Origin of the sequence: Agrococcus sp. Marseille-P2731, assembly GCF_900117395.1 — a bacterium.
GTDB lineage: Bacteria > Actinomycetota > Actinomycetes > Actinomycetales > Microbacteriaceae > Agrococcus.
In genome coordinates this window covers 683,799-704,704 of record NZ_FPEG01000001.1, presented here as the reverse complement: position 1 = coordinate 704,704, position 20,906 = coordinate 683,799, and the positions used below count along the sequence as shown (strand labels likewise).

Sequence of the window (20,906 nt, the reverse complement as noted above, 5' to 3'; positions counted from 1 at the left end):
GCTCACAGCCCGCACCCCGAGACGGTCGGGGTGGGGTCCCGGTGGGGCCCGGACTCCCGATAGGTTACGACGCCCGTCGCTCGCACCTGCGTCGCCCCCGCCGGTACGGGCTCGCTCGCCGGCTGCTCCGCGCTCCAGATCCCGCCGACGCGATACGAGGCCACGACCTCGCTGTCGATCGCTCCGGCGGCGTTCGTCGGGCTGGTCGCGCCGAGCGGTGCGAGCGGCACGCACGACTCGACCGCGGCGCGCAGGCGCAGCGGCATCGCTGTGCCGACGGCGGTCGGGTCCGAGCAGTTGGGGGTCGAGCCCGCACCTGCGGGCGCGCACACGCGCACGTCGACGGATGCGTCGCGGCCGTAGACGAAGGAGGTGGTCGTCGGTGTCAGGAAGTCCCCCTGGCCCACGCGCACCCACACCGGCTGCGTCGCCTGCGGCGACTGGCGCACGCGGGCCTCGAACCACTGGCCGGAGGGCAGCGCCGGGACCGCGGTCAGCTGCAGGTCCAGGGCGTCGTCGTGCACCTGTGCCGCACCGGCGCTGACCCGCACCTCCGCTGCGGCGACCGGCGACGGCTTGCCGAAGATGGGCTCGGAGGTGGAGACGGAGCAGTGCCAGCCGTTGTCGGCGATGACCGCGACGACCACTCGGGTCCCCTCCTCCACCGCCAGCGTTCCGGTGCGGGCCGCCGCGCCCGCGGGCGTGCCCGTCCCGGTGCTCGTGCACTGGAGGTCCGCGATGTCGGCGACCGGCACGATCCGCATCGTGTAGCCCACCGCCGCAGCGCCGCCGGCGTCGACGGCCGACCAGCTCGCCGTCACCGTGCCTGCGGTGCGACCGGTGAGCAGCACCGGGGTCGTCGAGGGCTCGCCGACCGCGGTGAAGGGCACGGGCGCGGCGGGCCAGCGCCAGCCCTCGTCGGGCACCCCGGCGTCGTTCACCGCCGCGACCGCGATGCCGTAGGCGCGGCCGGGCGTCAGCTCGCGCACCACCGCGGCACGCTCGCCCGCGCCGACCCGCACGATGCGGTCGGCGCCGTCGCCCGTGATGCGCACGAGGTAGCCCTCGACAGGGGTGCCGCCCTGGGGCTGCGGCACCGGCTGCCACGTCACGCGCACGGAGCCGGGCTCCGTCGCGGGCGCTGCTGCCACGCCGCGCACGGCGGCGGGGCGGCGGTCGGCGTGCACCGGCTCCGAGGGCGCGGACTGGTCGCTGTCCCCGAGCGCGTTGGTCGCGATCGCGCGCAGCCGCAGCTCGACGCCCGCGGGCAGACCCTCGATGCGGCAGCGCGGCTCGCTCCCGCACGGGTAGGAGACACCGTCGCCGACGAGGCGGTAGCCCGTGATCGGGCTGCCGTTCGCCGCGGGTGGGTCGATCGTCATGGTGACGACGCCGTCGACGTGCTCCCCGAACGCCTGCACGGGCGGGGCGGGTGGCTCGGGCCGGTCCTGCACCGTGACCGAGATCGGGCTCCAGACGCCGCGCGCGGGATCGAGGGTGGCGTCCAGCACGAGCACCCGCACGAAGGTCGTACCGATCTCCGCGTCGCTGGCGACCGAGACGGTGACGGCCTCGCCGCGCTGCTCCGCGCTGACGCCGCGGGCAGCGGCCCCCTCCTCGCTGAGCGCAGCGATGCGCAGCGGGGCGGGGAAGGGGTTGGATGCGGCGTCGTTCTCCAGCGGCAGCACCGTCGCGCTCGCGCCGCGCTGCACGGTCACCGCGTCGGGCAGCGGCGCGACCAGCGGCTTCGTGGAGGTGATGGTCGCGAGGCGCACGACGCCTCCTTCTCCCGCACCGGCCGCGTCGCGCACGCCGATCCGCAGGTCGGCGACCGTGCCGGCCGGCGTCCCCGGCAGCGCGGCCACCCGCAGCGTCGAGCCCTGCAGCGTCGCGCGGAACCCCGGCGGCGTGGCGCCCGCGATCGTCCAGGTGGCACCGGCCAGCCGTTCGGCGTCCGGTGTCCTCGTGATGCGCGTCAGGTCGATCTCCCGCTCCGCGCCGGACTCGAGCTGCACGAAGGTCCCCAGCACGCTGAGCGGCACGTCGCTGCCGGCGACGACGTCGATCGGCAGCACGATCGTGCCGACGCGCCCATCCTCGTCCGTCCGGCTGTCGCCGTCGGTGACCTCGAAGGTGATGGATGCCGGCCCGTAGTAGCCAGCCTGCGGGACGAAGCGGAGCGTGCGCTCGTCGATGACGGGGTTCGTGCCGTCGGTCGGGAAGGCGACGACGCTGCTGGCGTCGGTGATGATCGCGCCCTCGCCGTCGACCGTGACGACGACGTCGTCGATCGGGATCTCGAGCGCCTCACCCGACTGCACGACCAGCGGGGCGACGCCGGGTCGCAGCTGCGGGAGCGCATCGGCGCGGCCCGGCACGGCGATGACCGCCGTGCCGACCGCCGAGGGGTCGTCGGTGCGGGCGACCGCGTAGGGCACGAAGCGCGTGCGCTCCGTGACCGCGACCTCGATCGCGCCGTCCTCCCGCAGCTCGACGCCGTCGGTCGCGAGCGGCAGGGCGGCCTCGAGCACATCGGCGCGGCCGTCGCGGACCGAGGCCTGAGCGAGCGGATCGATCACGACGGTGCCCCCGTCGGCGATCGACTGGATGGCGACCTGCACGTCGGCGAGATCCGGCGGCGGCGGAGGCGCGGCTTCGTCGACATCGACGCGCAGCCAGCTGGTCGACTGCGTGCCGGCGGAGTTCTCGACCGTCACGAGCACGCCGATGTCGGTCGTCGCGGCGCCCGCCGTCACCAGCACCGCGTCGTCGCGCACCTCGGCCGTGGCTCCGGCCGTGGCGGCCTCCACGCCCACGATCTCGAGCGGGAGGCCCGCGGGGTCGCTGTCGTTGTCGAGCACCGGGACGACGAGCGTCGAGTCCGGCCGCATCCGCGCCTCATCGGCGCCGAGCACCGGGGGCAGCGCGGGCCCCTGCTCGACGACCGTGATGCGCACCACGCCCTCGGCGACCGCGCCCGGCTCGTCGACGATGCGATAGCGGAACTCGTCGCTGCCGGGCGACACCTCGCCCGCCTGGTAGCGCAGGGTCGAGCCCTGCTGGGTGACGAAGCCGCGAGCCGGCGCGGTCGAGGGCCCGAGCAGCTGCACGGGGTCGCCGTTGGGGTCGGCGTGCGAGAGCGGGATGGCGAGGTCGACGCTCGCGCCCGCCACCACGCGCGCCTCGACCGTCGGCGCGACCGGCGCCGCGTTCGTGCGCTCGGCGGCGTCGATCACCCGCAGGGTCACCTCGGCGCTGGCCGTCTGGCCGTCGGGGCCGCGCACGCTGTAGGCGGCCGTGAACGTGCCGGGCTCGCTGCCCGCGACGTAGCGCATCCGATCGCCGTCGACGAAGAGCAGCCCCGCCTCCGGCGCCGAGACCAGCTGCGGATCGAGCGCGATCGGGAGGCCGTCGGGCTGCTCGTCGTTCGCGAGCACCGGGATCTCGACCAGGCCGCCCGGCCGCACCGTGACGACGTCGTCGCGCGCGATGGGCGGCTGCACCGTCGCACCGCCCGCCTGCGACACCTGCAGCGAGCCGATCGAGGTCGCGATGCCGTTCGTGACGGTGTACTCGACGCTCGCCTCGCCGTCGAGGTCGTCGGCGAGCGCGAGGCGCAGCCGCTCGCCGTCGAGCACCTCGGCGCGGACCGCGTCGGAGTCGGCGGATGCGGTGGTGAGCGCGACGACGCCGCCGGCGGGGTCGAAGGCGAGGTCGTCGACGTCGAGCTCGACCGTGCTGATGGACGGCACCGAGGCGCGGAGCGGCCGGGTCACGGGTGCGGAGGAGGCGTCGGTGCCCTCGAGCACCTGCACGACGACGCGCCCGTCCATGGTGGAGGTGCCGTCCGTGACGACGTAGGTGAAGCGCAGGGTGCCGGGCTCGGTGGGCGTGACGCGGATGGTGCCGTCGGAGAAGTCGGGCTCGACCGGCAGGTCGTCGCGCACGACGTTGTGCAGGCTGAGCGCACCGGCGCCGCCGCGCGCGGCGAGCAGCGGCTCGAGCACGAGCTCCTGCCCGACCCTCGTCACGGCCGTGACGGGCTGTGCCGCGATCGGCACGGCACCGGCGTGCACGGTGAGCGCGATGGGCTCGGTGGTCTCCTCGGTGCCGTCCGTGACCGTCACGAGCACCTCGCGCTGGGCGCCGGCGAGCCCGTCCCTGAACTCGAGCCTGCCGTCGGAGCGCACCGTGACGCGGTCGGGCGCCTCCGCCTCTGCGCGCACCACCGCGAGCGCGTCGCCATCGGGGTCGACCCAGCCGTCGAGCGCGTCCAGCACGATCTCGCCGCCGGCCTCGAGCGTCGCCTGCAGCGGGCGCACGAGCTCCGGGGGCTCGTTGCCGGCGCGCGTGGAGACGTACGCGGTCGCGGTCGCGGTCTCGACGCCGTCGGAGATCTCGTAGCGGACGACAGCGTCGCCCTCCTCGGGCGCCTCGAAGCGGATGCCGCGCCCATCCGGCATGACCGAGACCGCTGCGTCCTGACGGTCGACGCTCGCATCCGTGATGACGATGGGGTCGCCGTTGGCGTCGCTGTCGTTCAGGAGCACGGGCAGCACCGTCACGGCGCCCGGTCTCGCGCCGAGGTCGTCGTCGACCGCGACCGGCGGCTGCGGGTCGGCCTCCACGGTCTCCTCGACGGTCTCGCCGTCGGCCGGTGCCTCGGGCTCCGGCACCTCCTCGTCGAGGCGCCAGCCCTCGATGCGGCTGCCGTCGCGGTCGATCGCCCAGGCCTCGCCACCGCCGACCGCGACCGCCGCGGTCGCGCTCCCCCGCTGCACGATGCGCAGCTCCGCGTCGCTCGCGACGCCGTCGAGGCCGAGCACGACAGGCTCCTCGCCGTCGCACGCCCGCCACGCCGCGCCGTCGCTCCAGGCCGCGAAGGCGCACCGCTCGCCGATGACGGGCTGCGCTGCGGCCCCGCGGGGCCCTGACGCGAGCACCGTCGAGCGCTCGACCCCCAGCTGCTGCCGCACGACCGAGTCCTCGGTCGCGTAGACCACCGAGGACTCGGCGGCGCCCGGCTGCTGCAGGCGGACGCCGGTCGCACCGACGCTGGTCTGCCACGTGCGCGTCGAGAGCACACCCGAGCCGGCGTCGTAGAGCACCCAGGTGTCCCCGAGCGCGGTCAGCTGCAGCTCGGGGGCCGTCGGTGACACCGGCGCGCGGTCGTTGGCGACGGTCTCGCCCGCCTGATCCACGCGCAGCACCCGACCGAGGCCGGGTGAGGCCGCCAGCAGGTCGTGCTCGCCGAGCACGGCGACGCCCCCGCGGCCGAGCGCCACCACCGGCTCGCCGAGCGGCGTGCCCTCGGCGAGCGCTCCGGTCGTCGTGCGCCAGACGTCGCCGGTCGCGGGCGAGGTGACGACGATGCGGTCGTCGCGCACCCCGACGACCGCCTCGGAGACGATCGGCACGGCCGGGCCGGGCTGCGTCGCCCCGTCGGGCACGACGCGCGCGGTGGAGGCGTCGCGGTCGATGACGACGGTGCCGCTGGCCGCCTGGTAGACCTCGTCCGCGCCGCCGACGCGCACGATCTGCTCGATCGTGCTGTTCGCGGTGTTCGCGAGGCCGATCGCGCCGGCCTCGGGGTTCGCGATCCAGACGCTCGAGCCGTCGAGCTGCGGCTCGAGCGCGGTGTAGCCGGGGGTCACCACCGCGCCGACGACGACGCCGGTCGCGAGGAGCCCCCCGAGGACCGCTCCGGCGATGCGGCGCTTCACGGCAGCGGCTCCGCGCAGGCCTCTGTCGGGGCGCCCGTCGAGCCGTCGCGATTGACCGCGACGGTGATGCAGAGCGCTTCTCCCGGCTCGCCGGCGAGCGTGAACTGCCTGCCGCCCTGGATGAGGGCGTCGCCCTCGGGCGTGCGCACGTGATAGCTGTCGGTGTCGACCAGGCCCGGGTCCGGCCACGTGAACACCACGCGTCCCGATTCGGGCGCCGCCTCGATGTCGTCCACGACGGGGATCTGCTGCGAGACGCTCGAGAGCGCCATCGCCGCGACGGCGACGATGCCCAGCACCACGACGCTCGCCACGCCGATGCCGATGCCGATCGCGAAGCGCTTGGGCTTCTGCGGCTGGCGCCGGCCGGTCGACTGCGAGATGTCGACGCGGCTGCCCGTGATGCCCGCGGACCGACGCGAGCGGCGTCGGCGCAGGCGCAGCGCATCCGCCGCCGCCTCGGCCTCGGCATCGGGCTCGGCGTCAGCGATCGGCTCGGCTGCCCACGCGTCGACCTCGACCTCGATGGCGGTCTCGTCGAAGCCGAGCTCGCGCTGCACGCGCTGCAGCTCGAGCAGCATCGCCTCGACGCTCGCGTATCGGTCTGCGGGCTTGGCCGCGAGCGCCTTGTCGAGCACCGAGCGCAGCGGCGCCGGGATCGCGCGCGAGGGCTGCAGCTCGTGCGCCATGATGCGGGCGCTGAGCGCGTCGTGGTCGTTGGCACGGCCGGGCTGCTCTGCCGGGCTCCGGCTGGCGATGAGCGAGAAGATGGTGGCGCCGAGCGACCACACCTCGGTCGCGATCGAGCCACCCGTCTCCCCGCGCAGCACCTCCGGTGCCGCCCACGGGATCGAGACGCCCGCAGCCTCGGTCGTGTCGTGCTGCAGGCCGGCGATGCCGAAGTCGCTGAGCACCGGATGCCCGAACGAGGTCGTCAGGATGTTCGCCGGCTTGATGTCGCGGTGCAGCACGCCCGCCCGGTGCGCGGTCTCGACCGCGGCTCCCACGCGGATGCCGATGCGGATCGCGGCCTCGGGCGCGAGCGGCTCGGTGCGGAAGCGCTCGCCCAGCTCGGGGCTGGCGAGCTCCATCACGAGGTACGGCCGCCCGTCGCTGGCGACGCTCGCGCCATAGACGGTCAGGATGCCCGGGTGCGAGGAGAGGCGGCCCATCAGGTTCACCTCGGTGCGGAAGGAGCGCCGCACCTCCTCGTCGACGAGCTCGGCGAGCAGCACCTTCACCGCGACGGGGCGGCGCGGCAGCGCCTGCTCGTAGAGGAAGACATCGGCGTACCCTCCCGTGCCCAGCACGTGGAGGTGCGAGTAGCCGGGCAGGACCGGCGGCGCGGAGGGGAGCCGCCTGGCCATCAGGACCGCCTGGTCTCCTCGTCGCGCAGCGTCGTCCGCGGCACCGTGCGGTCGACGTCGTCGACGACCGGCGCCTTCGTGACGTCCACGACGATGACGGTCACGTTGTCTCGGCCGCCGTTGTCGAGCGCGGCTGCGACGAGCGCACTGGCGGCATCCGCGGGGTCGTCGTGCTCCCACAGCAGCCGCTCGATGTCGATGTCGTGGACTTCCTTCGTCAAGCCGTCGGAGCACACGAGCAGTCGCAGCTGGGGCATGATCGGCAGCAGGAAGTAGTCGGGCACCGGGTCGATGCCGGCCCCGACGCCGCGCGTGACGACGTTGGACTCAGGGTGCGTCTCCGCCTCCTCCTCGGTGAGCAGGCCCGCGTCGATGAGCTCCTGCACGACCGAGTGGTCGACGGTGATGCGGGTGAGGCGCTCGCCGAGCATCGCGTAGGTGCGCGAGTCGCCGACGTTGAAGACCGCGAAGTGCGGGGCGTCGTCGTGCATCGCGAAGGCGCAGCCGGTGACGGTGGTGCCCGCGGCGCCCTCGCCGTCGCCGAGCTGCTCGATCGCGTCGGTCGCGCGCCGCAGCGCATCGACGACGTCGATCGGCTCCACCGCTTCGATCCCGCCGAGCCCGCCGAGCTCCTCAGCGACAGCCTTGCTCGCGAGATCGCCGTGCGAATGACCGCCCATGCCGTCAGCGACCGCGAAGATCGGCGGCTGCGTGACGAGGGAGTCCTCGTTGTGCTGGCGGCGGAAGCCGGTGTCGGTCAGACCGGCCCATCGCACCGCGAACCGACGCCCCTCCGGGCCCTGTGTCGCGTGCTCGCCGGTCGCCGCTCCGATGTGGGTCACGCCTTCCAGTCTCCCACGCCGCAGCGGCTCCGAGCGCATCGCGCGCCCGACGCCGCCATCAGAGCCTTCCCCGCAGGATGCGATGCCAGTACGCCTGCGGCAGCCCGAAGCGGTCGAGCACGTGCCACAGCGGGCTCGAGCGGATCTCGTCGGGCACCGGCAGCGACCGGCGCACGCGCAGCGCGCGGTCGTACTCGCCGAAGGAGAGGCTGCGACGCGAGGTGGCGATCGGCGCCACCGTGTAGCCGTCGTAGCGCTCGAGCGCCAGGCCGGCGCGCGAGCGCCGGATGTTCTCGACCACCACCTTCACCTGCTTGCGCAGGGCACCGCCCGTGCGTGCGTCACCGAGGTCGGCGCCGTCTCCGATCGCCCAGATGCGCGGATGCTCAGGATGGCGCAGCGTCTCGGGATCCACGGCGGCGAAGCCGCCGGTCGTAGGACCGTCGAGGCCGGAATCGGCGATGACGGCCGCCGCGGCGTACGGCGGGTGGAGCTGGATGAGATCGGCGCGTTCCCGCGTGCGCCCCGCGGGCCCGTCGAGCTCTGCGATGTCGCCCTCGATGCCGACGAGCCGCGTGCCGAGCCGAGCGTCGACGCCGTAGTCGTCGAGGTGCCTCCGGATCTCGCGCTCGATCGCGTCGACGCGGTGCAGGCGGGCGCCCTCGTGCACGAGCACGACCTCCGTGCGCTCGAGCACACCGGTCGACCGCCACAGGTCGCAGGCGATGAAGAGCGGCTTGAACGCCGTCTCGAGCCCCGAGGCCGGCTGGTCGTGCACGTGGAAGAGGGCGCGACCGCCGTCGAACGCCTCGAGCCGCTCGCGCGTGCGCTCGAGCTCCTCGACCACGAAGGTCGAGACCGCCGTGCCGTCGGCGATCGCGCGCGTGGCGCCCGGCAGCTGCTCCCAGTCGATGCGCATGCCGGGCGCGAGCACGATGTCGGCGGCGCGCAGCACGGTGCCGTCGGCACATCGCACGGTGCGCTGCACGGGGTCGATCTCGACCGCCGTCGTGCGATGGCGATCGACCCCCGCTGGCATCAGCGAGGCCTGCGACCGCGTCAGCTCGCGATCGCGGGCGATGCCGGTGCCGACGTAGTGCTGCAGCGGCTTGTAGACGTGCCGCTCCACCGGGTCGATGAGCGCGATGTCGCGGCATCCCCGGCGCTGCAGGTGCGCTGCCGCGGAGATGCCGCCGTTGCCGCCGCCGATGATCAGGACGTCGTGCCGATGCTCGCTCGCCATGGGCCGACGCTACCGCTCGCGATCGCGCGGCACCTGGGCGCGGCCGCGCTCGTCGAGCACCCAGTCGGGCGCCCGCTTCGCGTCGACGACCTCGCGCAGCAGCGGCGCCATCGTGAGCGCCGGATCGATGGCGCTCGCGAGCTCGGCGCATCGGCCCGCGGTGCGGCCCCGGCCCAGGAAGAAGTGGAGGAACCCGACGATGACGAGCAGTGGCGCGCGCGCCTCGAGCGGGGCCGCCACCGCGATCGCGCTCCACCGGCGCAGGCGCTCGTGCAGGCGCGGCACGTCTGGCGGTGGGCCGATGCCGAGGAAGCGGCTGGCTGCGGCATCGCTCGCAGGCGAGTGGGCGTCATCGAGCGCCGCGAGGGTGTCCGCCGCCGCGTCGACACCGTCGACGGCGACCTGGATCGCGAGGTCTCGCACCGCCGGCCGGGCGACGAGGGCGATCGCGAGCGCCGCTGCCCGCGCGGGCGCATCGCCGACGGCGCCCGGCGACTGCGCGAGCTGCGGGGCGAGCGCGACGGCGAGCTCGAGCGCGGCCAGCGGATCGGAGGCGGCGGCGGCGAGGTCGCCGGGACCGAGCGTGCCGAGCCAGCGCGCGACAGCCTCGCCGCCGTCGCCCTCCCCCTCGGGCACCGCGGGGATGCCGGCGCGCTCGGCGACGTGCGGCGCCGGGTCGTCGAGCAGGTCGAGCTCGGCGAGCGGGCCGCGCGCGGCGGCGGGATGCGCGTAGTCGCCCCACGCGTCGGGGCCGAGCGCCAGCAGCTCGAGCGTGCCGACGCCCAGGCCCTCGAGCTGCTCGACCACCCGCAGCAGCGGTGTGCGCAGCGGCAGCGGATCGGTGCCGAGCGCCCCCGCCAGGCACGCGACGAGCACCACCGCGTCGGCGCCGAGCGCGCCCTCGCGGATGGCCCGCGCGACGCCTGCCGCGCTGGCCTCATCGGGCAGGTCGAGCACCATGGGCATGCCGGAGCGGCCGTCGTCGAACGGCAGCGCGACGAGCGATGGTGCCCCGGGGTCGCCGACGAGCCTTGGCAGCAGGCGGAGCAGGGCTTGCGGTGTGCGGATGCGAACGGTCTCCATGGCGAGAGGATGCGACGTCGGGCCCACTGCCCGTCGCGCTGCGAGCCCAGGCTGTGGACAGCCCGTGCACGGCCGCCCGTCGAGGGCGCTCCGACGCGCACCACGCGAGCGCTGCACTCGCATCCGACGCCGGTAGCGTTGCCGCATGATGCGCACGCGACCGGAGCTCACGGGAACCTTCGGGGCGGTCGCCTCGACGCACTGGCTCGCCTCCTCGAGCGGCATGGCCGTGCTCGAGCGCGGCGGCAACGCAACCGACGCGGCGGCCGCCGCCGGCTTCGTGCTCCACGTGGTCGAGCCGCACCTCAACGGGCCCGGCGGCGACCTCCCCTTGATCCTGCGCGTGCCGGGCGCCGAGCCGGTCGTGCTCTGCGGCCAGGGCGTGACACCCGCGGCCGCGACGATCGAGCGGATGCGCGGCGAGGGCATCGCGCACATCCCCGGCACCGGCCTGCTCGCCGCCGTCGTGCCCGGTGCTGTGCCCGCGTGGCTTACGCTGCTGCGCGATCACGGCACGTGGGCGCCGGCCGAGGTGCTGGCGTTCGCGATCGAGCTCGCCGAGCGCGGCCACCGCGTGCTCCCGCGCGTCGCCCGCACCATCGCCGGCAGGGCCGACTACTTCCGCGAGCACTGGCCCGCCTCCGCAGCGCTCTGGGCCGACCCGGCGCCTGCCGACTGGGCCGTGATCCAGAACCCCGCCCTCGCAGCCACCTACCGCCGCCTCGCCGACGCCGGCAGCGGCCTCCCGCGCGAGGCCGCGTGCGACGCCGCGATCGCCGCCTGGAGCGAGGGCTTCGTCGCAGAGGCCATCGACCGCCACAGCCGCACTCCCGTGATGGACTCCTCCGGCGACGCGCATGCGGGCATGCTCACGGGCGACGACCTGGCGAGCTGGCGCCCCTCCTGGGAGCCCACCACCTCGATGCCGTGGCGAGGGACGACCGTGCACAAGGCGGGCGCGTGGACGCAGGGGCCCGCGCTGCTGGAGGCGCTCGGCATCCTCGACCCGCTGCTGCCGACGCAGCCGCCGGCGGCGGCGGCGGCGGTCTTCGACGCGGAGACCGTGCATCTGGCGGCCGAGGCCACGAAGCTCGCCTTCGCCGACCGCGACGCGTGGTTCGGCGACGGTGCCGACCTGACGCGCCTGCTGTCGCCCGACCACCTGGCAGAGCGGCGCGCGCTCATCGGCGACACCGCTTCGCTCGAGCTGCGCCCCGGCGCGCTGCGGGGCGAGCCGCGCCTCCCCCGCCTCAGCACGGCCGGCACGGTCGAGCGAGCCGCCGGTGCCGGCGAGCCCACGCGCGGCGACACCTGCCACATCGACGTCGTCGACCGGTACGGAATGGTGATCTCCGCCACGCCCTCCGGCGGCTGGCTGCAGTCGAGCCCCGCGATCGCCGAGCTGGGCTTCTGCCTCGGCACGCGGGCGCAGATGCTGTGGCTGGAGCCGGGGCTGCCCACGAGCCTCAGCCCGCGCATCCGCCCCCGCACCACCCTCTCGCCCACGATGCTCGTCGATGACGACGGCGCGGTCGCGGCCCTCGGCACGCCCGGCGGCGACCAGCAGGATCAGTGGCAGCTCTCGATGCTGCTCGGCATGCGCGTGCTCGGGCTCTCGCCGCAGGCGGCGATCGACGCGCCCGCCTGGCACATCACCCACCTCGTCTCGTCGTTCGAGCCGCGCGTGTGGGAGCCGGGCGGCCTACACGTCGAGTCGCGCCTCGGGGAGGCGACGATCGCCGAGCTGCGCCGCCGCGGTCACCTGGTGACGGACGCGGGGCCCTGGTCGCTCGGACGCCTCTCGTTCGCGTCGCGCGAGCCCGACGGCACGATCAGGGCGGCCTCGAACGCGCGCGGCGAGCAGGGCTACGCCGCCCTGCGCTGACCGGGCGCCCGCACCCGCCAGCCGCTAGCCTCGACGAGGCGGCACGGCGCAGCGAGCGACCCGGCCGCGGCAGCAGGGCGAACGAGGTGGCAGGGATGCGGACGAACACGAGACGACGAGCCGGGCGATCGGTGGGCCCGAGAGCACAGCTGACCGCGCTCGCGGTGGCCGCGGCGCTCGCTATCAGCGGCTGCGTGCCCCAGGCGCAGCCCCAGCCGACACCCACTGCGACGCCCGCGCCGACGATCGTCGCCCCGGCGCCGACGCCGACACCCACGCCCACGGGTCCGGTCGATCCGCTGCCAGAGGGCGCGGTCACCGCGCTGCTGCTGGGCACCGACTCCCGCACGCCCGGCAGCATGACCGGTCAGGCCGACGCGATCATGCTCGCCCAGATCTCCGCTGACCGTGAGACGCTCGCGCTCGTGTCGATCACTCGCGACTCCTGGGTGCCGCTCGCCGGCGGCTACGGCTCCGGCAAGATCAACTCCGCCTTCGCCCGCGGCGGCACCTCCGTCATGGTCGAGACGGTGTCGTCGATGTTCGGCGGGCTCGAGATCGACTACGTCGTGCAGGCCGACTTCGAGGGCTTCATCGCGCTGACGCGCGCGCTCGACGGCTTCGACGCCGAGAACCAGCACCCGACGCAGGTCACCGTCAGCAGCACGGGCCGCGTCGTCGACTTCACCGCCGACCCCGTGCACCTCTCCGGCACCGACGGCCTGATCTACGTGCGGCAGCGCAAGGGGCTGCCGCAGGGCGACCTCGACCGCACCGAGCGGCAGCGCGCGGCAGTCATCGGCATGCTCGAGCGCATCGACGAGATCGCCACCGAGGACCCGGCGCAGCTGCTGACCGTCTTCCAGCACTTCGCCGACCGGCTGAAGATCACCGGCGAGCTCTCGATCGAGGACATGGTCGCGCTCGCCTCCCTCAGCCAGAACCTCGAGCGCGACGACGTCGTCAGCCTGATGGCACCCCTGAACGGCTTCGGCGACCAGGGCGGGCAATCGGTCAACGTGGTCGACCAGGCGCAGACCGCCGAGCTCGGCGAGGCGCTCCGCGCGGGCGACATCCAGCCCTACGTCGACCAGCACGGCACTGACTACTGACGCCTGCGGCGCCGCGCGCGAGCGTCGGCGCCGCCGGTTCCCGGACGGTGTCCCGCTACGCCGAGATCCCCGTTAGCCTGAGCGCACACCAGCGAGGCAACGGGAGGCTCCATGCGCGCACCGGATCGGTCCGAGTCCTTCCGGCGCACACTCGGCCTCGCGGTCGTCATGGCGCTGCTCGCTGGCGCATCGCTCGCCGGCTGCGGCCCGCAGGCGCTCCCGGCGCCCTCGGCCTCGCCGATCGCGGCGACCTCGAGCGAGCCTGAGACCGGTGCCGGGGCCGGGGCGACACCGACCGCGACGCCCGCGACGACCCCCTCGCCCTCCCCCGCGCATCCACCCGACCCGCTGCCAGCGGGCACGGTGACGGCGCTGCTGATCGGCACCGACTCGCGCACGCCCGGCGACCTCACCGGCAACAGCGACGCGATCGTGATCGCGCAGCTCTCCGCCGACCGCGAGACGCTCTCGCTCGTGTCGGTCTCGCGCGACTCGTGGGTGACGATCCCGGGCCACGGCGAGGCCAAGCTCAACGCATCCTTCGCCCTCGGCGGCACCGATTCGCTCGTCGCGACCCTGTCGGCGCTGCTCGGCGGGCTCGAGTTCGACTACGTCGTGCAGACGACGTTCGACGGATTCGTGAGGCTGGTCGACGCGGTCGGCGGCGTCAGCGTCGACAACGCGACTCCGGCCGTCGCCTACTACGGTCGCAGCGGAGAGGTGAGCGACACCGGGATCGCCTACGACTTCACCGCCGACCCCGTGGAGCTCGTCGACGAGACGAGCATCTTCTTCGTGCGGCAGCGCTACGGCCTGCCCTACGGCGACCTCGACCGGGCCGAGCGCACGCGCGCGACCATCATCGGCCTGCTCGACCGGCTCGACGCGCTGGCCGCCGATCCGCCGGCGCTCACCGCGGCGCTCGTGCACATCGCTGGCGAGGTGCACGTCACGGGCGATCTCGAGGTGGCCGACATGGTCGCGCTCACCGCGCTGAGCCAGGAGCTCGAGCGCGACGACATCCTGAGCCTGATGGCACCCATCGAGGGCTTCACGGGGCGCGCCGGCGCCTCGGTCAACGTGGTCGACGTCGCGCAGACGGCTGAGCTCGGCGAGGCGCTGCGCGCGGGTGACGTGCGCGCGTACGTCGACGAGCACGGCACCGACTACCGCCCGTAGGCGGCGGCCGGCGCCGCGGCCCGGCTATGCGAACAGGTGCGAGATCTCCTCGACCGTCGCGGCGTCGAGCGAGGACCCGCCGGCCGCCGCGTTCTGCACGACCTGCTCCGGCCGGGTCGCGCCTGCGATCACGCTCGTCACGGCCGGCTGCGCCAGCAGCCACTGGAAGGTGGTGTCGAGCATCGAGCGGCCCGAATCGCGGGCGATGCGCTCGTACTCGTCGATGCGCGACCAGTCCACCTCGTCGAGCAGCTGCGGCTTCAGAGCCGTGAGCCGCGCATCCGCCGGCCCCGTGCCGCGCGAGTACTTGCCAGAGAGCAGGCCGTTGGCGAGCGGGAAGTAGGGCAGGAAGCCGATGCCCACCTCGAGCACCGCAGGCAGCACCTCCTTCTCGACGTCGCGAGCGACGAGCGAGTACTCGTCCTGCGCCGTGACGAAGCCGTTCGGCGTCTCGACCTCGGCAGCCTCGGCGATCTGCTCCGTGCTGAAGTTCGAGTGGCCGTAGGCGAGGATCTTGCCCTCGTCGACGAGCTCGTCGAGGGCGCGCACGGTCTCCTCGATCGGCGTCTCGGTGTCGGGGGTGTGCAGCTGGTAGAGCTCGATGCGGTCGGTCTGCAGGCGGCGCAGCGAGGCCTCGACCGCGCTGCGGATGTAGCCGCGGGCGCCCTTCGGTCCCCAGTCCTCGGTGCCCTCGATCGCGAACTGCTGGTGGCCCCACTTGGTCGCGAGCACGACCTTGTCGCGGGCGGCGCTGCCGGCCTTGGCGAGCGAGGCGCCCATGAGGGTCTCGGAGGCGGTGGCGGGGTTGCCGTAGATGTCGGCGGTGTCGAACAGGGTGATCCCGTGGTCGATCGCCGCGTGGATCACGGCGTCGGTGCCCGCCTGATCCTCGGTGCGAGTGCCCATGCGGCCGAAGTTGTTGCATCCGAGGCCGATGGGCGAGACCTCGATGCCGCTGTTCCCGAGTGTGCGCGTCATGCTGTCAGCCTAGGCGCGAGCCGGTGAGCGGCGGCTGACACGGTGCGAGCGGCTGCGGCCTAGTCCGCCGCCGGCCGCTTCGACCCCTGCCGAGCCGCGCCTCGCTCGCGCGCCGGCTTGCGCGGCTGCGTGGACGCGATCGTCTGGGCCACGTCGTGCAGCCAGTCGACGTCGTCCATCGCGTCGTCGTCCACGACGCCGTATGGCTTCGACCCCGGGTACGCCTCCGCCCTGGGTAGGTGTTCCGTCAGCTCGGCTGCCTCTGGCACGAGCTTCAGCAGCAGCGTGTCCTCGCAGACGAAGCCGAAGATGCGGTCGTCGCAGTAGATCGCGTGCTCTCCGAACATGGGCTGCAGCCTGATGGGCAGCGGCTCGAACGCCGCGCTGATCCGCTCCAGCGTCTCCGGCCGATTGCTCACGGCTCGATGGTAGGTCCTCGACGGGCGCCGCGCGTGCGGAGCGCGCGCTCGACTACCCGCGTGCGGCGACGAGCCGCGGATCCTGCACGACGAGACGCACGCCAGCCTCGCTGCGCACCAGCGGCACCTCGACCGACGCCGCCCACGCCACCAGCGCATCCGCCGACCCCACCCGGGCGCCCGCCCGCGCGAGCGATCGCACGAGCGCGCCCTTGCCGGCCTTGTTCCAGTGGTTGAGAGCCTTGCCCTCCGGCGAGACGATCTCGATCGGCACCGCCCCCGGGACCGGTGCGAGCTGCGCGTACGCCTTCGAGCGCAGGTCGAGCGCGAAGCCCTCGATCACGCGGCCGGCATCGCCCCAGAGCTCGCGCATCCGCTCGCCCGGCAGCTTCGTGTGCTCTGACACCTTGTATGCCGGAATGGGGTCGGATGCGCGCACGAAGCCGAGCAGCGCCGACTGGATCACGACGTGGTCCTCGACCCAGGCGCGGGCCTCGGGCTCGAGCGAGCGGGCGTCGAGCGCGTCGTAGAGCACGCCCGTGTAGCGGTCGATCGCCGGCATCGTGGGCGAGGTGCGGACGGCGGCGTTGTCGGCAGCGGCCCGGGCCTTCGCAGGCGTCGACGCATCCTGGCCCGCGGCGACCAGGCGATCGAGCGCGTCCAGCGCCCGCGAACGGGCGACGGCCAGCCCGGGGAATCCCAGCTGGGACTCACCCGACCTGGCCGTCGTGAGGCTCGCACCCGTCCCGCCTGCCGCCTTCGTCTCGCTGGGCGGCAGCAGGACGATCACGCGAGCTTGGCGTTCCGAGCGACGATCTCGACGCGATCGTGGTCGACCGAGAGGAAGCCGTCTGCGGCATCGACCGTGTGCACCGTGCCGGAGGCGTCGGTGACGCGCACCTGTCCCTCGTCGGCGAGCACGGCGAGCACCGGCTCGTGACCCGAGAGGATGCCGATCTCGCCTTCGGTGGTCTTGGCGATCACCTGCGAGGCGTCGCCCGACCACACCTCCTCGAGCGCGGACACGATGCTGACGGTCAGTGCCATCAGCCGTTGTCCTTCTGGATCTGCGCCCACTTCTCCTCGACGTCCGAGATCGCGCCGACGTTGAAGAAGGCCTGCTCGGCGACGTGGTCGAACTCGCCCTTGGCGATCGCGTCGAACGACTCGACGGTCTCCTTGAGCGGCACGGTCGAACCCTCGACACCCGTGAACTTCTTCGCCATGTAGGTGTTCTGCGAGAGGAACTGCTGGATGCGGCGCGCGCGGTTCACGACGATCTTGTCCTCCTCGGACAGCTCGTCGACACCGAGGATCGCGATGATCTCCTGCAGCTCCTTGTTCTTCTGGAGGATCTGCTTGACCGTCGTCGCGACGCGGTAGTGGTCCTCGCCCAGGTAGCGGGGGTCGAGGATGCGGCTGGTCGAGGTCAGCGGGTCGACGGCCGGGTAGAGGCCCTTCGACGCGATCTCTCGCGACAGCTCGGTCGTGGCGTCGAGGTGCGCGAACGTCGTCGCCGGGGCCGGGTCGGTGTAGTCGTCAGCAGGCACGTAGATGGCCTGGAGCGAGGTGATCGAGTGGCCGCGGGTCGAGGTGATGCGCTCCTGCAGGATGCCCATCTCGTCGGCGAGGTTCGGCTGGTAGCCGACGGCGCTGGGCATGCGGCCCAGCAGCGTCGAGACCTCGGAGCCGGCCTGCGTGAAGCGGAAGATGTTGTCGATGAACAGCAGCACGTCCTGCTGCTGCACGTCGCGGAAGTACTCCGCCATCGTCAGCGCGCTCAGCGCGACGCGGAGGCGCGTGCCCGGCGGCTCGTCCATCTGGCCGAAGACGAGAGCGGTCTTGTCGAACACGCCCGCCTCCTCCATCTCGTGGATGAGGTCGTTGCCCTCTCGCGTGCGCTCACCGACACCGGCGAACACCGAGACGCCACCGTGGTCCTGCGCGACGCGCTGGATCATCTCCTGGATGAGGACGGTCTTGCCGACACCGGCACCGCCGAAGAGGCCGATCTTGCCACCCTGCACGTACGGCGTCAGGAGGTCGATGACCTTGATGCCGGTCTCGAACAGCTGCGTCTTCGACTCGAGCTGGTCGAACGACGGCGCCTTGCGGTGGATCCCCCAGCGCTCGGAGACCTCGAGGGTCTCGCCCTCGGGGAGGTTCAGCGCCTCGCCGATGACGTTGAAGACCTTGCCCTTGGTGATGTCGCCGACGGGCACCATGATCGGCTCGCCGGTGTCGCGCACCTCCTGGCCGCGGACGAGGCCGTCCGTCGGCTTCAGCGCGATCGCGCGGACCAGGTCGTCGCCGAGGTGCTGCGCGACCTCGAGCGTGATCTCCTGCGTCTCGGTGCCGTCACCGAAGTCGACGGTCGTCTTGAGCGCGTTGTAGACGGACGGGATCGCGTCGTGGGGGAACTCGATGTCGACGACGGGACCGGTCACGCGAGCGATGCGGCCGACCCCGGCCTGCGCCTGCGGCGCCTCGTGGGTGTCTGTGATGGTCATGGTGGTTGCCTTTCGTGGCTACTTCGCCGAGGCGAGGGCGTCCGCGCCGCCCACGATCTCGGAGATCTGCGTCGTGATCTCGGCCTGGCGCGCGTTGTTGCGCAGGCGGGTGTAGTCGGTGATGAGCTTGTCGGCGTTGTCGGAGGCCGACTTCATCGCCTTCTGCGTGGCCGCCTGCTTCGCAGCGGCCGACTGCAGGAGCGCGTTGAAGATGCGGCTCTCGACGTACACCGGCAGCAGGGCGTCGAGCACGCGAGCCGGCTCCGGCTCGAACTCGTAGAGCGGGAGGTGCTCGGCGCTGTCGCCGTCCTCGGCCTCCACGACCTCGAGCGGCAGCAGGCGCACGGTCGTCGGGTCCTGCGTCATCATGCTGACGAAGCGGTTGTAGACGACGTGGATCTCGTCGACCTGCTCCGAGACGTAGGCCTCGAGCACCCGCTCGGCGATCTCCTGCGCGAGCTCCGGGCTCGGCACGTCAGACTGCCCCGTCCACTCCTGGATGTAGGGGCGCTGCCGGAACTTGAAGTAGCCGACGGCCTTGTTGCCGACCAGGTAGTGGTCGACCTCCTTGCCCTCCGACTCGAGCTTCGCCCGCAGCTCGCCCGTCTCGCGGATGATCTGCGAGTTGAACGCGCCGGCGAGGCCGCGGTCGCTCGTGACGACGACGATCGCCGCCCGCTTGAGCTCTGCGCGCTCCACGGTGAGCGGGTGCGCCTCGTTCGAGAACGTGGCGACCGCACTCACCGCGCGCGTCAGCGCCCGCGCGTACGGGTTCGATGCCTTCACGCGCACGAGTGCCTTCTGGATGCGCGATGCAGCGATGAGCTCCATCGCCTTCGTGATCTTCTTGGTCGACTGCGCAGACTTGATCTTCTGCGTGTAGACCCGGAGCTGGGCTCCCATTCCGCCTCCTCAGCGAGCTCGCGTCAGCGACGGCCCTTGACGATCTGCTCCTGGTTGACGTCCTCAACCATCGGGTTGTTCGACTCGGTGCCCGGGTCCGTGATGCTGGGGGTCGCGTTGCCCTGCCAGTTCCGCGTGAACTCGTCGACCTCGGACTCCAGCTGCGCCTTCACGTCGTCCTCGAGCCTGTTGCTCTCGCGGATCGTCGTCAGCACGGTGCTGTTGTTGCGCAGGTGCTCGAGCAGCTCGGACTCGAACTGCAGCACCTGGCTCACCTCGATCGTGTCGAGCTTGCCGTTCGTGCCTGCCCAGATCGAGACGACCTGCTCCTCGACCGGGTACGGCGAGTACTGCGGCTGCTTGAGCAGCTCGGTCAGTCGCGCACCGCGCTCGAGCTGACGACGCGAGGTGGCGTCGAGGTCGGATGCGAACATCGCGAAGGCCTGCAGCGAGCGGTACTGCGCGAGCTCGAGCTTGAGCGTGCCGGAGACCGACTTGATCGACTTGACCTGTGCGTCACCGCCGACTCGCGAGACCGAGATGCCGACGTCGACCGCGGGGCGCTGGTTGGCGTTGAACAGGTCGGACTGGAGGAAGATCTGGCCGTCGGTGATCGAGATCACGTTGGTCGGGATGTAGGCCGAGACGTCGTTGGCCTTGGTCTCGATGATCGGGAGGCCCGTCATCGAACCGGCGCCCAGCTCGTCCGAGAGCTTGGCGCAGCGCTCGAGCAGGCGGGAGTGCAGGTAGAAGACGTCACCCGGGTAGGCCTCGCGGCCCGGCGGGCGGCGCAGCAGCAGCGACACGGCGCGGTAGGCCTCCGCCTGCTTCGACAGGTCGTCGAAGATGATCAGGACGTGCTTGCCCTCGTACATCCACTGCTGGCCGATGGCCGAGCCGGAGTAGGGGGCGAGGTACTTGAAGCCGGCCGGGTCGGAGGCGGGCGAGGCGACGATCGTCGTGTAGGCCATGGCGCCGGCGTCCTCGAGCGCGCCCTTCACCGAGGCGATGGTCGAGCCCTTCTGGCCGATCGCGACGTAGATGCAGCGCACCTGCTTGTTGACGTCGCCAGAGTCCCAGTTGGCCTTCTGGTTGATGATCGTGTCGATCGCCAGGGCCGTCTTGCCGGTCTGGCGGTCACCGATGATCAGCTGGCGCTGACCACGGCCGACGGGGATCATCGCGTCGATGGCCTTGATGCCCGTCTGCAGCGGCTCGTGCACCGACTTGCGCTGCATGACGCCGGGAGCCTGGAGCTCGAGCGCGCGACGGCCGCTCGTGGCGACGTCGCCCAGGCCGTCGATCGGGTTGCCGAGCGGGTCGACGACACGGCCGAGGTAGCCCTCGCCGACGGGGACCGAGAGGACCTCACCCGTGCGGGTCACCTCCATGCCCGCCTCGATGCCGGCGAACTCACCGAGCACGACGACGCCGATCTCGGACTCGTCGAGGTTCTGCGCGAGGCCGAGCGTGCCGTCCGCGAAGCGGACGAGCTCGTTGGCCATGACGCCGGGGAGGCCCTCGACGTGCGCGATGCCGTCGGCTGCGTCGATGACGTGGCCGACCTCGGCGGTCGTCGAGGCCTGCGCCTCGTAGGACGAGACGAAGTCGGCGAGGGCGCCCTTGATCTCGTCGGGGCTGATGGTGAGCTCTGACATGTGT

At 73.0% G+C, this 20,906-nt stretch carries 15 protein-coding genes; 3 read left to right on the top strand and 12 right to left on the bottom strand.

Going from position 1 to position 20,906, the window contains the following annotated elements; genetic code table 11:
• Positions 1-2: 2 nt before the first annotated feature.
• From BQ6202_RS03460 to BQ6202_RS03440, 5 genes are read right to left on the bottom strand one after another with little or no spacing between them, the layout of a single operon-like run.
• Complete coding sequence (locus tag BQ6202_RS03460; protein ID WP_072313052.1) at positions 3-5,723, bottom strand: Ig-like domain-containing protein; 5,721 nt, start codon at positions 5,721-5,723, stop codon at positions 3-5.
• Positions 5,720-7,090, bottom strand: a complete 1,371-nt coding sequence (locus tag BQ6202_RS03455; RefSeq protein ID WP_072313051.1) for a serine/threonine-protein kinase — start codon at positions 7,088-7,090, stop codon at positions 5,720-5,722. The genes BQ6202_RS03460 and BQ6202_RS03455 overlap by 4 nt, the downstream gene beginning before the upstream one ends.
• Complete coding sequence (locus BQ6202_RS03450; RefSeq protein WP_072313050.1) at positions 7,090-7,932, bottom strand: PP2C family protein-serine/threonine phosphatase; 843 nt, start codon at positions 7,930-7,932, stop codon at positions 7,090-7,092. Before BQ6202_RS03450 ends, BQ6202_RS03455 begins: the two co-directional genes overlap by 1 nt.
• Positions 7,933-7,990: 58 nt before the next feature.
• The gene (locus BQ6202_RS03445; RefSeq protein ID WP_072313049.1) at positions 7,991-9,175 is read right to left on the bottom strand and encodes an NAD(P)/FAD-dependent oxidoreductase; all 1,185 of its coding nucleotides are present in this window, start codon (positions 9,173-9,175) and stop codon (positions 7,991-7,993) included.
• A 9-nt stretch (positions 9,176-9,184) separates the two neighbouring features.
• Positions 9,185-10,258 carry a DUF4192 family protein gene (locus BQ6202_RS03440; protein ID WP_072313048.1) on the bottom strand — a complete coding sequence of 358 codons (1,074 nt, stop codon included), beginning with the start codon at positions 10,256-10,258 and terminating at the stop codon, positions 9,185-9,187.
• 145 nt (positions 10,259-10,403) lie between these two features.
• On the opposite strand from BQ6202_RS03440, the gene BQ6202_RS03435 reads away from it, so the two are divergent.
• The 3 genes from BQ6202_RS03435 to BQ6202_RS03425 all read left to right on the top strand — a co-directional run bounded on the left by BQ6202_RS03435 (position 10,404) and on the right by BQ6202_RS03425 (position 14,434).
• Positions 10,404-12,143 (top strand): gamma-glutamyltransferase family protein, encoded by a 1,740-nt coding sequence (locus tag BQ6202_RS03435; RefSeq protein ID WP_072313047.1) that lies wholly within the window; start codon positions 10,404-10,406, stop codon positions 12,141-12,143.
• A 194-nt stretch (positions 12,144-12,337) separates the two neighbouring features.
• Positions 12,338-13,255, top strand: coding sequence for an LCP family protein (locus tag BQ6202_RS03430; protein ID WP_159433608.1), 918 nt, complete (start codon positions 12,338-12,340; stop codon positions 13,253-13,255).
• A 111-nt stretch (positions 13,256-13,366) separates the two neighbouring features.
• Entirely contained in the window at positions 13,367-14,434 is a 1,068-nt protein-coding gene (locus tag BQ6202_RS03425) for an LCP family protein (RefSeq protein WP_072313045.1), read from the top strand.
• Positions 14,435-14,458: 24 nt separating this feature from the next.
• Here the strand turns inward: BQ6202_RS03425 and BQ6202_RS03420 are convergent, their stop codons facing one another.
• From BQ6202_RS03420 to atpA, 7 genes are read right to left on the bottom strand one after another with little or no spacing between them, the layout of a single operon-like run.
• Entirely contained in the window at positions 14,459-15,412 is a 954-nt protein-coding gene (locus BQ6202_RS03420; protein ID WP_072313044.1) for an aldo/keto reductase, read from the bottom strand.
• 59 nt (positions 15,413-15,471) lie between these two features.
• Positions 15,472-15,831 (bottom strand): TfoX/Sxy family protein, encoded by a 360-nt coding sequence (locus tag BQ6202_RS03415; RefSeq protein WP_072313043.1) that lies wholly within the window; start codon positions 15,829-15,831, stop codon positions 15,472-15,474.
• A 52-nt stretch (positions 15,832-15,883) separates the two neighbouring features.
• Positions 15,884-16,621 carry a YaaA family protein gene (locus BQ6202_RS03410; protein ID WP_072313042.1) on the bottom strand — a complete coding sequence of 246 codons (738 nt, stop codon included), beginning with the start codon at positions 16,619-16,621 and terminating at the stop codon, positions 15,884-15,886.
• A complete protein-coding gene (locus BQ6202_RS03405) occupies positions 16,618-16,878 on the bottom strand; it encodes a F0F1 ATP synthase subunit epsilon (protein WP_072313041.1) in 261 nt (86 codons plus the stop codon). The genes BQ6202_RS03410 and BQ6202_RS03405 overlap by 4 nt, the downstream gene beginning before the upstream one ends.
• Positions 16,878-18,335, bottom strand: coding sequence for a F0F1 ATP synthase subunit beta (gene atpD, locus BQ6202_RS03400; RefSeq protein ID WP_442855756.1), 1,458 nt, complete (start codon positions 18,333-18,335; stop codon positions 16,878-16,880). Before atpD ends, BQ6202_RS03405 begins: the two co-directional genes overlap by 1 nt.
• A 24-nt stretch (positions 18,336-18,359) precedes the next feature.
• Positions 18,360-19,244, bottom strand: a complete 885-nt coding sequence (locus BQ6202_RS03395; protein WP_072313039.1) for a F0F1 ATP synthase subunit gamma — start codon at positions 19,242-19,244, stop codon at positions 18,360-18,362.
• Positions 19,245-19,267: 23 nt separating this feature from the next.
• Entirely contained in the window at positions 19,268-20,902 is a 1,635-nt protein-coding gene (gene atpA, locus BQ6202_RS03390; RefSeq protein ID WP_072313038.1) for a F0F1 ATP synthase subunit alpha, read from the bottom strand.
• Positions 20,903-20,906: the final 4 nt, after the last annotated feature.

Coding starts and splice junctions, on each gene's coding strand:
- atpA (WP_072313038.1), bottom strand. CDS start 20,902: ATGTCAGAGCTCACCATCAGCCCCGACGAGATCAAGGGCGCCCTCGCC.
- BQ6202_RS03455 (WP_072313051.1), bottom strand. CDS start 7,090: ATGGCCAGGCGGCTCCCCTCCGCGCCGCCGGTCCTGCCCGGCTACTCG.
- BQ6202_RS03445 (WP_072313049.1), bottom strand. CDS start 9,175: ATGGCGAGCGAGCATCGGCACGACGTCCTGATCATCGGCGGCGGCAAC.
- BQ6202_RS03435 (WP_072313047.1), top strand. CDS start 10,404: ATGATGCGCACGCGACCGGAGCTCACGGGAACCTTCGGGGCGGTCGCC.
- BQ6202_RS03425 (WP_072313045.1), top strand. CDS start 13,367: ATGCGCGCACCGGATCGGTCCGAGTCCTTCCGGCGCACACTCGGCCTC.
- BQ6202_RS03440 (WP_072313048.1), bottom strand. CDS start 10,258: ATGGAGACCGTTCGCATCCGCACACCGCAAGCCCTGCTCCGCCTGCTG.
- BQ6202_RS03405 (WP_072313041.1), bottom strand. CDS start 16,878: ATGGCACTGACCGTCAGCATCGTGTCCGCGCTCGAGGAGGTGTGGTCG.
- BQ6202_RS03395 (WP_072313039.1), bottom strand. CDS start 19,244: ATGGGAGCCCAGCTCCGGGTCTACACGCAGAAGATCAAGTCTGCGCAG.
- BQ6202_RS03420 (WP_072313044.1), bottom strand. CDS start 15,412: ATGACGCGCACACTCGGGAACAGCGGCATCGAGGTCTCGCCCATCGGC.